A 15,820-nucleotide genomic window follows, 5' to 3' on the forward strand; every position below is an offset into this window, starting at 1 on the left:
GGAGGAAATAACCAATGGATATTCAAGTCTACACACAAGCTGACCAAGCACAAGGACATTTCGGAAACGGAGAAATCGTAGAATACAAACCGATTGGCTTTCCTCGCGAGGGCTCCGTCGTCAAACGGGTTGGACCACTGTTCTACTGGGCTTGGGCCAAATCATTAAAAACCTTTGAAATTCCACTTCACCCGCACTCTGGTTTTGAAATTCTTTCTTATGTACTGAACGGAACCGTGGGTCACCGCGATACGCTAGGCAATCTGCAAGAGGTGACTACAGGTGGCGTGCAGATAATGCAAACAGGATCTGGTGCAGAGCACGCGGAAGAGCTGGGCAAGGATACGGAAATGTTTCAAATCTGGTTTGAGCCGCATCTGGCGAAAAGCACAAAGCTGCCACCGACCTACAATCAATACAATCACGAGGACTTTCCTACTGACGAGGTAAACGGTGTCATTGTGAAGAAAATCATTGGGCAGGCAGCACCAATTAAACTGATTACCGACTCTTTGATGAATGATATCACGATCCCGGCAGGACAATCGTATGAGTTTGACCTACCAGCAGATTATGCACATTCTGTCGTAGTTGTCTCAGGTACAGGTACAGTCACAGATGGAAACGTACCTACAGCACATGCGGTTACGATGAACAAAGGGGATTTCGTCGTCGCCTCAGCTGAGGAAAATAGTACCGCTGTTTACCAGGCCTCTGCTGATGCTCCGCTCCGTCTGGTACTGATTCAAGTCCCAACGGAAGTCGACTATCCGCTCTACCGCAAATAATCTCGTTTGCAACCATGCAATTCTTCCCTCTATCTTCTATTAAGACCGTTCCTTCTGGGGCGGTCTTTTTGCATAAATTTCCTTTCAGCATGAGACATTATGTAAGGAAACTTGAACATGTGAGTATCGATTGGAAAGGAAGCGAAACGTGGAAGATATCGTAATGACCAGAGCTGCTTTTGGGACAACTATGGCTTTTCACATCATCTTTGCCACCCTCGGTGTAGGACTCCCATTGATGATTCTGCTCGCAGAAATTTTGTTTTGGAGGACCAAGGATCGCGATTACGAAACCATGGCCAAGCGTTGGACAAAAGCACAAGCGATCCTCTTGGGAGTCGCAATCCCCTCGGGTACGATTGCAGGTGTGCAGCTTTCTCTCCTATGGCCGGGATTCATGGAGGTAGTCGGTAAAGTGATTTCGCTCCCCTTTCAAATTGAGATCTTTGCCTTTTTTCTAGAGGCTTTATTTATGTCGATTTACGTGTACGCTGCGCATCGCCTCTCCCCTGCCATGCGCCTACTCAGTGTGTTTATGGTGCTGGTTGGGGCCACAGCATCAGCCATCCTGATTACCAACGTCCATGCCTTCGAGGGCACACCCACCGGATTTCGAATCACTGACGGAGAGATTGTCGATGTGAATCCGTGGGCTGCTTTTTTTAATCCCAGCTTTTTCGTCACAGCCGGGCATGTCACGGTATCAGCGTATATGACAGGTGCCTTTGCTATCGCAGGTGTGGCAGCATGGAAAATGCTTCGGGCTGAAAAAGGCGGGCGCGTCTATTCCTATCATCAAAAAGCATTGCTGGCTGGCCTCATCGTCGGAGGCACCTTCTCCCTTTTAACAGCATTAAACGGCCATGAGTCCGCACAGCTTTTACATCGCTATCAACCGGAAAAACTTGCTGCCGCAGAAGGACTGTTTGAAACACAAGCGTACGCTCCTTTAGCCATCGGCGGCTTTACGGACCCACAGACCAAAGAAGTCAAATATGCCGTAGAAATTCCGTGGGCACTCAGCTTTTTGGCAGCCAACCGATTTGACGAGGTGGTAGTTGGGCTGGATGATTTCCCCCAAGAATTATGGCCGCCTCTCTATATCCATACCTTGTTCAACGGCATGGTCGGCATCGGTAGCCTACTGATCGTCGTAGGATTTTTGGGCTTTGCCTGGAAAAAGCTATTGCGCCGCTCCCAGTTCCCCCGCTGGGTGCTATGGGTGTTCGTCGCAAGTGGCCCTCTTGCCCTGCTCGGAATCGAATTCGGCTGGATTTTTGCCTGTACCGGACGCCAGCCATGGGTCATTTACCGCGTCATGAAAACCGCAGATGCCGCTACGCAAGCAGCAGGCGTCTCCACTTTTTTCCGGATATTTCTCGCTATCTATCTGTTCCTTGGTATTATCACACTGCTCGTTTTTCGCAGCTATTTTGGTCGCCATCCACTGGAGCTTGAGCCTCTTACCCATCCAAAGGAACGCCATGCCGAGTAACTACTATTTCCACTAACGGAGGACCGTGATGACCGACACGATTATTGCGATTACGCTGCTTTGGATTTTCGTTGTAATCTACTCTGTTGCCGCCTCTTTTGATTTCGGCGCAGGCTTTTGGTCGATGATCTATTTGAATCACGAAAAAACCAAAGCCACCTCTATCGCGAACCGTTACCTTTCCCCCTCTTGGGAAGTGGTGAATGTGTTCATCGTCTTGATCGTCGTCGCCCTCGTTACCTTTTTTCCCGGTGCTACCTATACACTCGGCAGTGTTTTGCTCATTCCTGGCAGCCTGGTACTGTTGTTGATACTGATTCGCAGTGCTTTCATGGTCTTTAGCCATCTGATCCATAGATACGACAAGACGCTGAGCATCGTATCCGGGATTACAGGCATCCTCGTCCCTGCCCTGTTGATCAGCGTACTCCCTGTGACACAGGGGGGCTTCATCCGCTCAACCGACGGTGTTGAGAATCTGGATTGGAGCTTGTTTTTCACCAGCCCACACGTCTATGCCTACATCTGTCTGGCTGTTAGCAGCACCCTGTTTCTCTCCTCCCTTCTCTTGGCAGACTACTCATACATAGCAGGCGAAAAACAGGCATTTTCTGTGTATCGGCGGGACGCCACACTCCTGGGGCCGGTTACGCTGTTGATGGCAATCCTGACTGTGGTGACGATGAAAGTAGAGGCAGAGTGGCTCTACAGCAGAATCATTACCTATTTGCCTTGGCTTTTGGCTTCTGTGGGCTGTTTTTTCATCGGCTATATCGCACTGCTCCTCCCGCAGAATCGTCGCTATATACTTCATCTGCCGCGAATCGCAGTAATTGCGGTCACCATTCAGTATTTGCTCGCCAGCTACGTGTACGGCGCTGCGAGATTACCGTATATCGTTTATCCTCATGTGACGATTGAATCGAGCTTTACGCATCCAGATACGTTTCATGCGCTGTTTATTTGCTATCTGGTTGGCTTTGCTGTCTTGATTCCGGGATTTATTTACTTCTGGCGTCTGTTTATGAAAGACGAGCATTATGTCAGGCAAAAGTAGAGCACTCCAATCGAGCACTCCCAAATAATGAAGGCTGCGTCCATTTAATGGCGCAGCCTCGTTTTTTAACCAAATGATTTTCTCTTCGCCAAGGCAACAGACAGCCTAGCGGGTTCTTCGTCTTTTCTATTATACAAGAGCCGGTTCTTGCTCCAGCATCGTTCCTTCCTGCGCATAACGAACATGCCAAGAAAAGGCTTTTTCCAATACATGCGGAGTATGTCCTCCGCGAGTGAGTGCTTCCGCGTAATAAGCACGCAGCTGATCACGATACAACGGATGAGCACAGTTGTCGATGATTTTCAGTGCGCGTTCACGTGGAGCCAGTCCACGCAGATCAGCAAGCCCCTGCTCGGTTACGATGATATCCACATCATGCTCTGTATGGTCCACATGGGATGCAAATGGTACGATGCTGGATACTTTTCCACCCTTGGCAATCGACTTGGTGACGAAGATACCCAGGCGTGAATTGCGAGCAAAATCACCGGAGCCTCCGATCCCATTCATCATTTTTGTACCGGAAACGTTGGTGGAATTCACGTTTCCATAAATATCGGCTTCAATCGCGGTATTAATTGAGATCAAGCCCATACGACGAATCAGCTCTGGATGGTTTGTTATCTCCTGTGGGCGAAGCATCAGCTTGTCACGATAGGAAGAGAAGTTGTCCATCACCTGCTTCATCTTGTCTGCTGTCAGCGTGATCGAACAGCCCGATGCAAAAGAAATTTTCCCGGCATCAAGCAAGTCAAACACCGCATCCTGCAGCACCTCGGAAAAAACAGTCAGATCGGTAAATTCCGATTCCAAAAATCCGTTGAATACGGCATTTGCTACCGAACCGATCCCGGATTGCAGTGGGGCGAGGCTATTTGGCAAACGCCCTTGTTTCACTTCCAGACGCAAAAATTCGATCAGGTGAGCTGCGATTTGTGCCGTTTCCTCATCTGGCTCCACAATCGTCGAAGGCGAATCCAGTTGATTGGTTATCACGATTCCTTTGATTTTTTCAATATCAACAGGAATACCTACGGTTCCAATCCGCTGATCCACAGTGGTGAGTGGGATTGGTCCACGCTCTCCTTGTCTGGCTGGCGTGTAAATATCGTGAACGCCTTCCAGCTCCGGCGATTGAGCCAGATTCAATTCGATAATGACATGCTTGGCATACTCGACGAAAATATTCGAATTCCCTACTGACGTAGAAGGAATAATCATGCCATCCTCAGTTATTGCAACCGCTTCCACAATCGCGTAATCAACCGGTGCCATGAAACCTTCGCGAATGAGCTCTGCTGTGTGGGACAGATGCTGATCCACAAACATCAGGCTCCCATCATTAATTTTTTTGCGCATCACCGGGTCTGCCTGGAAAGGAAGTCGTTTCATGATGATTCCTGCTTCAGCCATTACTGCATCCACATCAGATCCGAGTGAAGCTCCTGTATATACGTTCACCCCAAAAGGCTTGTTCTCTTTTTTGGCTAACTCCGCTAATGCGAGTGTAACTACCTTGGCATCACCAGCACGCGTGAAGCCACTTAACCCGATCGTCATGCCATCCTCGATAAAGCCCGCTGCTACCTCAGCTGTCACGATTTTATCTGCCATTCGTTTATCGCGTAAGCGCTCCCACATCATTGTGACCCCCCGCCAATTCTTTGTTGTCCTATACACTATCACATGAATTCTGAGCGGGCACTCGATTTTGGGTAAAGCAGAATATTTATGTGGCGAAGCAGCCTTTTTGACAGCGAACCATTCTCATTCAATCGCTATCAAAAGCCGAGCAGTTGCCGAAATGAGCTGGCATAGGTCTGACTGACGGGCACACGCGTTTTTTGCTTATCCTTCATCTCCAGCATAAACGTCGAATGGAAATGCGGATGAATAAAGCCGATCGATTCCATATTGACAAAATAAGAACGATGACAGCGCACGAACCGCTCAGATGGAAGCATGTACTCCAGCTCAGCCATACTATACTTGTTGGTAAACGCACCGCTTGCTGTATGCAAAAGCGTTTTCCCTTCGTTCGAGCTGATGTACACGATCTCATTCAGTGAAATTGGCAGCCAGCCATCCTCCCCTTTGCCGATCAATAACGGAGGCCGTGGTTCGGGACTTACTAGCGGCATCGTTTGTACTGGATAAATCGCGGTGATACACCCCATCACCTGTCCGTGTCGGACGAGTGGCAAGGACAATCCATAATAAGGCACACCAAAGACGCGACTCTCTACTTGATGACCCACTTTTCCCATTTCATTCAATGCCCGATGTGTAGCAGAGCCAATCGGCACCTGATCACCCGGAACGATTTTCAAATCTACCGTTGAGCTTGGCTGGTAGTAGAGATATTTTGAGCCATCTGAAATGGCAACGGATACTCCTTCAGGAACAACTTCACCAATCATTTGCAACACTTCTGGAACCAATGTGTCTTCCATGAAGACTCCCCCTGCTCCTTTTTCTCTCTTTTCTTCTATTAAACCATAGATAGGTACCCTCTGATCAATCCTTGTCTTACCAACCGTATACACGGGAATTGTCCCGTTCAAGGTCACCTGTTGTGCTATCATGGAAGCAACTGTTCCTAGTAAAGGCGGTGCCTCATGAACAACACCATCGTTGTGATAGCAAACGCAATAGACACACTCGAATTTTTATTAAAAGAACTGCGGGCTTATTTGGAGCCATACTGTCGTGTAATCGGTTATGTGAGCTATGAGCACATTCCAGACTTGCGAGGAGCCGCACACATCTTTATCACCTCCAAGTCACCGCTTCTCTATACCATCGCGCGTCAGGCAGCCGCCGACGAGGTTCCGATTACGGTATTGAACCGCTTTTTTGAGCTGCGCAAAATTAAAGCCTTGATGCAAATACCTCCGGGAACAACAGTGCCCGTGATGAACAACTCGCCAGTCAGCTCCCAGGAAGTAATCGATAATCTTTTGGAAGCCAACATTGATCACTTGAACTACATTCCTTTTCACCCCGGATGTACGTTCGATGATACAAACACGTACGCCATTATTATGAGCGTGCCTGATGTACCTTTGCCGCCCCATGTTGAGGTCATTGACCTCGGGTTTCGCAAAATCAGCATTCACGATTTGATCGATACGGGACGCAAGGTAGGCGTGCCCATCGAGTGGGAGCGCGAATATTTGTCCAAGTTCATCGCAGAAATGTCAGAGCTGGCCAAAATGCTCGGCACCTCCTACGCCGAGGTTCAGAAGCTGAACAGTCAGCTCCAGTCTACCTTTCAGGCAGTCAAGGATCCCGTTATCGCTTGCAATGAGGACGGGCTGATTACTTTCATCAATGACGTCGCAGTAGATTTGTTTTGTCCACAGGACACTTCCATCATCGGGCGCTCTTACACCCTGCTCAAAGAACACGACCTGCTGACCCTCTTTTTCGAGCATGAGGGGCAGGAAGATACGCTGGTCACCATCGACGGTCGGCAATTTATTGTTAGCAGCCAAAGTATTCGCCGGAGCCAGGAGCACCTGGGATTTGTCTGTACGTTTAAAGACGTCACGGAAATTCAGCGCTTACGTACCCAGCTCACCTTGCGCGGTCACACGGCCACCTATTCGTTTTCCGACATAAAAGGGGAAAGTGAGCGATTGACGCACGCCATTGAACTGAGCAAAAAGATGGCCAAAAACAACCAAACCATCCTCCTGCTCGGAGAAAACGGAACAGGCAAAGAGCTGTTTGCCCACGCCATTCATCAGCACTCTCTGCGGAAAAACGGCCCGTTTGTCGCGATCAACTGCGCCTCTCTGCCAGAAAACCTGCTGGAGAGCGAGCTGTTCGGATATGAGGACGGAGCGTTCACCGGCGCCCGAAAAGGTGGTAAGCCAGGTGTGTTTGAGCAAGCGGACGGCGGGACCATTTTCCTCGATGAGGTCGGAGATATATCGCCATCGATTCAAGTAAAGCTGCTCCGCGTGCTACAGGAAAAGCAAGTCATTCGCGTGGGCGGGACCGGGGTACTCTCTGTCGATTGCCGCGTAGTTGCAGCGACCAACCGCGATTTGGAGGATGCTGTCTCACAAGGACATTTCCGCGAGGACCTGTTTTATCGCCTTGCTGTTCTGCCAATTGAAATCCCGTCACTGCGTGAGCGAATCAGTGACCTTCCCCTGCTCCTGCAGGACCATCTGGATAAGCAGGGCATACGAAAAACATGGGCACCCGAAGTCATGGAGCTGTTGCTCAGTCACGATTGGCGTGGAAACATCCGCGAGCTGAAAAATGTCGTTGATTACGCCATTACTGTATCTGAACAGACTATGATCAACATGGACGATCTGCCCAAACGACTCATAGATCGTGTATTCCGCAAATCTGCCCATGATACACCCGTGAGCATCGCAGATGTTCGCGATTTGGATATTCTTTCTTGTCTATATCAATACTACACGGCAAACAAACCAGTGGGACGCTATCAGCTTGCGCATTCTCCGGCTCTAAAAGCTATAGGCTGGACAGAGAGTACCCTTCGCAACAAGCTGAAGCATTTGGAGCAGCAAAGCCTGGTACAATCAGGCACGACCCGCCAGGGAACCACGATTACCCGAGAAGGGATTGAGGTACTGCGTCAACACGGTCGGATTTGAGCGCAAGGGAAACGAATATTAGGTCGTATTAGGCTGAATAAAACCTAATAAACATTCCTAAAGAACGTATGGGCGTATCCGCTTACATACGCAAATCCAAGAAAAGTGCCTTATTTCGCTACATTTCGACAGTTGGCACGCCCCTTGCTTGTATATTCCGAAAAAAAGCGAGGTGACCTCATGGCTACACAACATTCTTCTGAGCAGACAACACCTGCTAAGAAACGTTTTTCTGTGCCACATACTTATGCCATTCTCTTTATCATCATCATTTTGGCAGCGTTAGCATCCTATGTCTTGCCGACAGGAGAGTTCGAACGCGTCAAGGACGCCACTTCCGGTAAAACCATCGTTGTAAATGGTAGCTATCATGAAGTAGAAAGCAGTCCAGTCGGATTTTTCGACATGTTTAAAGCCATTCCAGATGGGATGCAAAAAGGCTCACAAATCATCTTTTACATTTTTATCGTCAGCGGTGTTTTTGGAATCATCCGTCAGACCGGAGCAATCGAGGCCGGCATTAACAAAGGGGTTCGACATTTAGAGGGCAGGGAAAAGCTTTTGATCCCGGCTTCCATGTTCCTCTTCTCTATTGGTGGCTTTACGATGGGGATGGCTGAGGAAAGCATCATTTTCGTTCCAATCGGAATTGCCTTGGCACGTGCTATGGGCTTTGATGCCGTAACAGGAACTGCGATGATTACCATGGGGGCTGCTAGTGGCTTTATGGGAGGTATGCTCAATCCGTTTACGGTGGGTGTCGCCCAATCTCTTGCCCAGTTGCCATTGTTCTCTGGTCTCGCCTTCCGTGCAGTTGTCTATGTATTCGTTCTCGCTTTTGCAATCTGGTATGTCATGCGCTATGCTTACCGCGTAAAAGCTGATCCAACCAAGAGTGTAATCTACGCAATTGAAAAACAAACGAGCTCTGAAAACGTAGAAGTAGACATCCCTGATCTGAATGCTCGTCACAAGCTCGTCTTTTTGGTTATGGTTTGTGGACTCGCGATGAACGTCTACGGTGTATTCAAATACGAATGGTTCCTGACTGAGCTTACCGCTTCGTTCTTGATCATGGGTCTGGTTGCCGGACTAGTCGGTGGTCTCTCCGTCAACAACCTGTTTGACTCCTTTGTCGCTGGTGCAAAAGCAGTTACGTTTGGAGCCCTGATCGTTGGTTTTGCCCGTGCCATTACTGTTGTTTTGGAAGACGGAAAAATTATTGATACGATGATTAACGGTTTGACTTCTGCTATCGGGCATCTGCCTGACGCTGTAAACGTCATTGCCATGTTCCTGATTCAAGCAGTACTAAATCTCTTTATTTCGTCTGGTAGCGGACAAGCAGCTACAACTATGCCGATCATGGTACCGATCTCTGACCTCTTGGGCATCCAACGCCAGATCGCTGTACTCGCCTTCCAATACGGTGATGCTGTAACCAACTCCATTATCCCTACTTCCTCTGCACTGATGGGATACTTGGCTGTAGCAGGCATTCCGTATGAGAAATGGGTTAAATTCATTTGGAAATTGCTCTTGGGCTGGGCAGTCATCGCCTGTGTTGCCCTGATCGTTGCCGTCATCATCGGCGTTTCCTAAAATACAGAAGCATTCTTATCGGTAAACAAGATTTGGAGGAACCATGCGCACAACTATCGAACAATTGCAGCCCACTATTTTTTCACTGTACGAATACTTGCACCAGCATCCAGAAATAAGCTGGCAAGAGGTGCAAACGACCGCGTATGTGGCCGAGCTTTTGCAGAAATCCAACTGCCGTGTCACTACGTTTGAGGATGTACCTGGGGTTGTTGCAGAATGGGGAAGTAACACTCCAGGCTCGTTGACAGTCGGTGTACGCGCCGACATGGATGCATTATGGCAGGAAGTAAACGGCGTGTTTCAAGCGAATCACTCATGTGGCCATGATGCTCACATGACGATGGTTCTAGGCGTTCTCATGGTTCTGCAAGCGAGAAACATCGACCTGCCTGGCAGACTGAAGCTGATCTTTCAGCCTGCTGAAGAAAGCGGGAATGGTGCTTTGGCCCTCGTGAATAAAAAGGTCGTGGACGATGTCGACTATTTGTATGGTGTCCATCTGCGTCCTGTACAGGAAATCCCTAACGGTACAGCTGCCTCTGCCATTTTGCATGGGGCGGCAGGTACGATTGCCGGTCAAATTAAAGGAGACGATGCTCACGGGGCACGCCCCCATCTTGGGGTCAATGCGATTGAGGTCGTGTCTACCATCGTCGAGCAGCTCAAAGGAATTCATTTGGACCCACTCGTCCCTTACTCCGTCAAAATGACGCAGCTGAGTGCCGGTGGAAAAAACTCCAACATCATTCCTGGCTCTGCTCAGTTCTTGCTTGATCTGCGCGCTCAAACAAACGAAATCATGCACGCTCTCTTTGTCAAGGTAGAACATATCCTCAAGCAGGTTTCCCAGCTCTATGAGGTCAATCTGACTTATGATATTACAGAGCGGGTATATGCAGCCGAGGTAAACGAAGAAGCGCGCGTCATTATGGCCGATGCAATCACCAAGACTTTGGGAGCTGAGCAGCTCCAGCCTCCTATCCAGACACCTGGTGCAGAAGATTTTCATTACTACACCAAGGAACGCCCGCATTTGCGAGCAACGATGCTGGGTCTGGGCTGTGGCCTCGCTCCTGGTCTCCATCATCCACAGATGACTTTTGAAAAATCAGCTTTGCTCGACGGAATTGAAATTTTGACGAGAGCGGTGCTCACTACCTTCGAACGGCACAGTACCAAGTAGGCTTTCCTTCTACGTTCACTGCATAACACCCATCCCAATTGTTGAGGAGATATGGACATGAAAATCGAACGCGTTGATCTGCAAAGAATCAAGATACCGCTGAATTCGCCTTTTGAAACCAGTATGGGAACCGAAACCCACAAAGAATGTATCCTCGTTCGCGCCTACAGTGGAGGCCATGTCGGTTTTGGAGAAAGTGTTGCGATGGATGTCCCTGTCTACAACGAAGAAGATGTGGACACTGTATGGTACATGCTGGAGAAGTATTTGATCCCTCAGCTGTTCTCCCGTGAGATCGAGCATCCTGATGACGTTTCTCGCCTGTTCTCCTGGATGCGCCGTAATCATATGGCCAAAGCTGCGCTTGAAGGCGCTATTTGGGACCTGTATGCGAAAATGAACGGCATCTCGCTCTCTCAGGCATTAGGCGGCACTCGCTCTACTATCGATGTGGGCGTCAGTATCGGGATTGAGCCGACGATTGAAAAGCTGCTGGAGCGCGTAGATGGCTTCATCCGTGACGGCTACAAAAAAATCAAGGTGAAAATCAAGCCTGGCTTTGACGTAGAACCGATGCGCGCAATCCGTCATACATTCGGACCGGACGTGCCATTGATGGCAGATGCAAACTCCGCCTATACGTTGAAAGACATGGATATGCTGAAGGATTTGGATGACTTTGGACTGATCATGATCGAGCAGCCTTTGGCGCATGACGATATCATCGACCATGCCACTCTACAAAGAGAGCTGAAGACACCGCTCTGTCTGGATGAGAGCATCCATACCGTAGAAGATGCACGCAAAGCGATTGAGCTGGGCAGCTGCCGCATCATCAACATCAAAATCGGGCGTGTAGGTGGTCTGACAGATGCCAAGAAGATTCATGACCTGTGTGCAGAACGCAGCATTCCGGTATGGTGCGGCGGTATGCTGGAAGCCGGTATTGGCCGCGCGCACAATATCGCGATGGCGTCACTTGGCAACTTCACAATCGCAGGTGATACTTCCCCGTCGAATCGTTACTTTGCCCAAGATATTGTGACGCCGATGATCGATTTTGCTGCACCTGGTGTCCTTGAGGTCCCAACCGCACCGGGCATTGGCTTTGGCATTAATGAACAAGCTATTTTAGATGCTCTCGTGGAGCATAAAAGCTATTTTGCCAATCGTGAATCGACGACTACGGTTATTCCGAGCTGGTAGAAGCTCAATAGAATCAAGACTATACAAAAGAGGAGGTCCGATACTGGCCTCCTCTTTTCTGTGCTTTTTCTGTATTCGTCCCTTTTTTTCAGTCCATGATCGTCAATAGCTTGCATAAATTCCGCTCTGCTACTGCCCTTTTTTCAACCGGCAAACGTCTGAGTAGATCAAGAGCCGCATAGGGCAGCTTCAGGGCGTGCGGATCTCTGTACGTCTTTTCCCAAAATACAGGTGAAAAAATGTTCTCAAAGGCTGGTTCCTTGACTTTATCCTCCAACACAAAGTCAGGTATCTGCCTATTGAGATATATCTGCACATGATGATTGCGTATGCCAGGTGTCACTAGCTCCCTGTATCCGAACCGCTCTAAATCAGTCAATGCCTGTGCATGGGTGACGCTGTGAACGACCTCTCCTGCAAAATGATAGCGCAGCCCATCAATGACACGCCCCGGTATGACTGTATGCAGTTCATCAAATGCCCGCTCAGCCATCTCGACTGTAGTATGATACGGCTCAATACCAGCTATGTCTGCTTCTGTGAGGTCAAAATAGTTTTCGATACCCCAGTAACGGGTTTGCCTGTCCTTTGTCGTCGCTTTTAGCAGCTTGACTAATCCATCTACGACACTTGGTCTGATCAAATCTGGTCGCTCTCTCAGCGCCTTCAGGGCAAGTACGCCCAACGCCAATCCATGCCCAGAGGTACGTAGCTGTGCGACATTGTCAGCAAGTCCAGCAATAACTTGACTTAACAGGGTAGCGTCAGCGGCCTCATCCTGGTCGATTGGTAAAAACCAGTCTGGTTGCTGGGCGCGATACGCTTCACAGGTTCGCTCAATGCCAGCTTTGACATGCTCCGGCAATTCATGCTCCTGATTCATGTAATAGCCGGCAAGCAGCGCTGCCCCATAATGTCCTCCGAACCATCCCGCCGTAGCAGCCCGCGCCATTGCCACTACGCCAAGCTCTATATACGAATCCAACAGCCTCATCACTCATCCTCCTTTTTCCAGTTGCTTATCGTTATCATATAATAAACTTTTTGGTTTGTTAAGTATAAAATATAAAATAAATCAGCTTTAAAAATAAAAAACTCCGATGTATCTTCGGAGTTTCTTAGCTCATGAGCACGATATGATTTTCTTAATCAAGCTTAAAAACGACTTCGTCTGTAGCAGGCAAGTAATCCACTAGCAAGCCTTTTCCATTCATGTACCACAGCTCGTCCTGTTCCATATAAAAGGTAATTCCATCTACAACTGTGGAGAGCCCTGCTTCATTTGGTTGCTCTTTTGCGATTCCCATGGAAAACGAGTCCTGTACTGTGCTAACGCCTCCGTAACGAACGAAAAAGCGGATGCTGTCTCCCTCCTGGCATCCCCACTCCTCTCGAAACCATGCAAGAGCTGCTGAAGTTACTGTAAGTTTCATAGAAGCGCCACTCCTTTCTCTACATTTGTAGTTTACATCACTTTCTAAATATGTAAAGTAAGAAAGTATAATAAACTGTTACAAAGAAAGTAAAAATAACCGATCCCCTTTTTTATCGGAAATCGGCTACCTTTCTTTATCCTTATTGCCTCATCGGAAGTGTAACCAAAAAACTGGTTCCTATCCCTTCCTCACTACTCACCTGTATTTTCCCATGATGCGCATCTACAATCCACTTCGCAATGGACAGCCCTAAACCTGTCCCTTCTGTCGATCGGGAGCGCATCTTGTCTACCCGATAAAAACGGTCAAACAAATAAGGGATATCCTCCTTGGGAATTCCTATCCCTGTATCTTTTACAAGCACAACGACACGCTGTCCTTCCCGTTTACAGGAGACAAAAATCTTGCCGTGTTCATTCGTGTACTTCAGCGCATTATCCAGTAAGATGACAAGCAGCTGATGCAATCGCTCTTCATCTCCATCCATTTCCAATGGCTGTTCAATTTCCGTTTCCATGCTGATTTCTTTCACAATGGCGAGCTGAGTAAAGACTTGGGTACATTTTTGTACAATTTCATCCAGCCTGAACTTTTGCGGCATGATTTGCAGCTCATTCGAATCGCTGCGAGCAAGTGTCAATAAATCGGAGACAAGCTTGCTCAATCGCCGCGTCTCCTGCATCCCGACCATGATTTTTTCACTTTCCTGCTCAATCGTATGGTCTGGATAACGGAATAGCCGTTCTAAATTGACGAGAATAGCCGCCAAGGGCGTTCTCAGCTCATGCGAAGCATCGGCAATGAATTGCTGTTGTTTTTCCCACGAGACCTGAATCGGAACGAGCGCCCTTCTCGCGAGAAACAGACCTACCACCATCGCGATAACGATACTGACCGCGCCGCCGATTACGACTACATACAACAAGCTGCTCAGCATTTTTTGTTCTTGCTCCAGATTGTAGATCAACTGAAATTGATACGATGCTTGCGGTCTGTTCCCTACAATGACCTTTTTGGGCATCGTGACCGTCTGTACGCGATAGACTTGCCCGTTTACAGAAAGCGTTTCTACACGATCCGGCTGTCCGATGTGTTGAAAACCAGGTAAATCCTCAGGCTCTAAACGCTCAGAAAAAGCAGTGCCCATGACTTCACCTTGCTCATTCCAAACAAGCAGGACATATCTGCGCTCCAACTCCCCGAATTTTTTTCGCTCCTGACGATTATAGGGAAATGCTTCCTCATTTACCCGTTGAAGGCGTGGCAGCGGATCTACGATGAGTCGCTCGGTCACTTTTTGCAGCTCGCGATCCACCTGCGAGTATAGGCGATATTGCATCGTATAGTAGACCGCGCTTCCTAAACCGTTCAATAACAGAAATACAACAATGACATTCAATGTCACCAGACGGATTCTGGTTTTTTGAAACATTACCGTTCATCCTTTTTCAAAATGTAACCCACATTGCGGATGGTTCGGATAAAGCCTTCACACTGACCCAGCTTCTTGCGCAGATAGTGAACATACAGATCTACCACCCCGTAGTTCGCATCTGAATCAATTCCCCACACCCGATCGAATATTTGCTGGCGCGTTAAAATTTGCTCCCGATTTTGCAAAAAGTACTTTAACAGCTCGTACTCCTTTGTCGTGAGCTTCATCGGTTCATCGTCAACAAACCCATCGTACTCATTTATTTTTAGAGCAATTGGCCCGTAAGCCATTTCTCCCTCGGCTCCTGTTTTACCATGCCGTCTCAAAAGTGCCCGTGCCCGCGCAGTTAATTCCTCCGTCGCAAAGGGCTTCACCAAATAATCATCTGCACCAGCATCCAAACCTTCAACCCTGGCTCGGACGCTATCTTTTGCCGTCAAAAATAGCACAGGTGTCATAATGCCTTTGGCACGCAAGGTTTTGACCAGCGTTAGTCCATCCATTCCGGGCATCATAATATCGAGCACTAATAGATCATAGATACCCCGCTGTGCAAGCAGAAGTCCATCATCCCCGCGCTCGGCTGTATCTACTTGATAGCCTTCATCCGTCAGCACTCCAGCAATCGCCTGAAGCAGAGCTTGTTCATCCTCGACTGCAAGAATTAACATATGGTTATCCCTCTTTCGTTAAAAAAACTACCTGTTCCAGCATAGCATAAATGCCCAAAATCACAATGAGAGCAAGCTGGCTGGAAAAAAAGTGAACAGGCATACTTATCGATATTCACATTAGAGCATAACTTTTTTGGATTCAGATTTGAGAACAAAACAGACTACAACAAAAAAGCTGCATTCCCCATTACTTTTTCAAGTAATCGTGAATACAGCTTTTCGCTTCATTCCTTCAAAACTGAATACGCATGCTTGCTAAGAGTGTGTGGATAAGTCCTCGACCGATTAGTATTCGTCAGCT

Annotated in this window: 13 protein-coding genes; 7 read left to right on the forward strand and 6 right to left on the reverse strand. The window is 48.3% G+C overall.

Annotation, left to right across the window (positions count from 1 at the left end):
- The first annotated feature begins 14 nt into the window (after positions 1-14).
- From SB752_RS21060 to SB752_RS21070, 3 genes are all read left to right on the forward strand, one after another.
- The gene (locus SB752_RS21060) at positions 15-788 is read left to right on the forward strand and encodes a pirin family protein (RefSeq protein WP_410717513.1); all 774 of its coding nucleotides are present in this window, start codon (positions 15-17) and stop codon (positions 786-788) included.
- 163 nt (positions 789-951) lie between these two features.
- Positions 952-2,283 (forward strand): cytochrome ubiquinol oxidase subunit I, encoded by a 1,332-nt coding sequence (locus SB752_RS21065; protein WP_410717529.1) that lies wholly within the window; start codon positions 952-954, stop codon positions 2,281-2,283.
- 28 nt (positions 2,284-2,311) lie between these two features.
- Complete coding sequence (locus tag SB752_RS21070) at positions 2,312-3,340, forward strand: cytochrome d ubiquinol oxidase subunit II (protein ID WP_410717514.1); 1,029 nt, start codon at positions 2,312-2,314, stop codon at positions 3,338-3,340.
- Between the two features lie 129 nt (positions 3,341-3,469).
- On the opposite strand, the gene scpC is transcribed toward SB752_RS21070, so the two are convergent.
- Positions 3,470-4,981, reverse strand: a complete 1,512-nt coding sequence (gene scpC, locus SB752_RS21075; protein ID WP_410717530.1) for a succinyl-CoA:acetate CoA-transferase ScpC — start codon at positions 4,979-4,981, stop codon at positions 3,470-3,472.
- A gap of 140 nt (positions 4,982-5,121) precedes the next feature.
- Complete coding sequence (locus tag SB752_RS21080) at positions 5,122-5,793, reverse strand: LytTR family DNA-binding domain-containing protein (protein WP_410717515.1); 672 nt, start codon at positions 5,791-5,793, stop codon at positions 5,122-5,124.
- Between the two features lie 165 nt (positions 5,794-5,958).
- Between SB752_RS21080 and SB752_RS21085 the strand changes: the two genes are divergently transcribed.
- The 4 genes from SB752_RS21085 to menC all read left to right on the forward strand — a co-directional run bounded on the left by SB752_RS21085 (position 5,959) and on the right by menC (position 11,974).
- A complete protein-coding gene (locus tag SB752_RS21085; protein ID WP_410717516.1) occupies positions 5,959-7,980 on the forward strand; it encodes a sigma-54 interaction domain-containing protein in 2,022 nt (673 codons plus the stop codon).
- Positions 7,981-8,160: 180 nt separating this feature from the next.
- Complete coding sequence (locus SB752_RS21090; RefSeq protein WP_410717517.1) at positions 8,161-9,582, forward strand: YfcC family protein; 1,422 nt, start codon at positions 8,161-8,163, stop codon at positions 9,580-9,582.
- A gap of 43 nt (positions 9,583-9,625) precedes the next feature.
- Positions 9,626-10,768 (forward strand): M20 peptidase aminoacylase family protein, encoded by a 1,143-nt coding sequence (locus SB752_RS21095; protein ID WP_410717518.1) that lies wholly within the window; start codon positions 9,626-9,628, stop codon positions 10,766-10,768.
- Positions 10,769-10,825: 57 nt separating this feature from the next.
- Positions 10,826-11,974 carry an o-succinylbenzoate synthase gene (gene menC, locus SB752_RS21100; protein WP_410717519.1) on the forward strand — a complete coding sequence of 383 codons (1,149 nt, stop codon included), beginning with the start codon at positions 10,826-10,828 and terminating at the stop codon, positions 11,972-11,974.
- An 88-nt stretch (positions 11,975-12,062) separates the two neighbouring features.
- Here menC and SB752_RS21105 read toward each other — a convergent pair whose 3' ends face one another.
- The 4 genes from SB752_RS21105 to SB752_RS21120 form a co-directional block, all read right to left on the reverse strand.
- A complete protein-coding gene (locus SB752_RS21105) occupies positions 12,063-12,968 on the reverse strand; it encodes a hypothetical protein (protein ID WP_410717520.1) in 906 nt (301 codons plus the stop codon).
- Positions 12,969-13,119: 151 nt separating this feature from the next.
- On the reverse strand, positions 13,120-13,407 hold the full coding sequence (locus SB752_RS21110) for a HesB/YadR/YfhF family protein (protein WP_103108175.1): 288 nt from the start codon (positions 13,405-13,407) through the stop codon (positions 13,120-13,122).
- A gap of 142 nt (positions 13,408-13,549) precedes the next feature.
- Positions 13,550-14,842 carry a sensor histidine kinase gene (locus SB752_RS21115; RefSeq protein ID WP_410717521.1) on the reverse strand — a complete coding sequence of 431 codons (1,293 nt, stop codon included), beginning with the start codon at positions 14,840-14,842 and terminating at the stop codon, positions 13,550-13,552.
- Entirely contained in the window at positions 14,842-15,516 is a 675-nt protein-coding gene (locus SB752_RS21120) for a response regulator transcription factor (protein WP_410717522.1), read from the reverse strand. Before SB752_RS21120 ends, SB752_RS21115 begins: the two co-directional genes overlap by 1 nt.
- Positions 15,517-15,820: the final 304 nt, after the last annotated feature.

This window comes from Brevibacillus sp. SIMBA_040, assembly GCF_046535075.1.
Lineage (GTDB): Bacteria > Bacillota > Bacilli > Brevibacillales > Brevibacillaceae > Brevibacillus.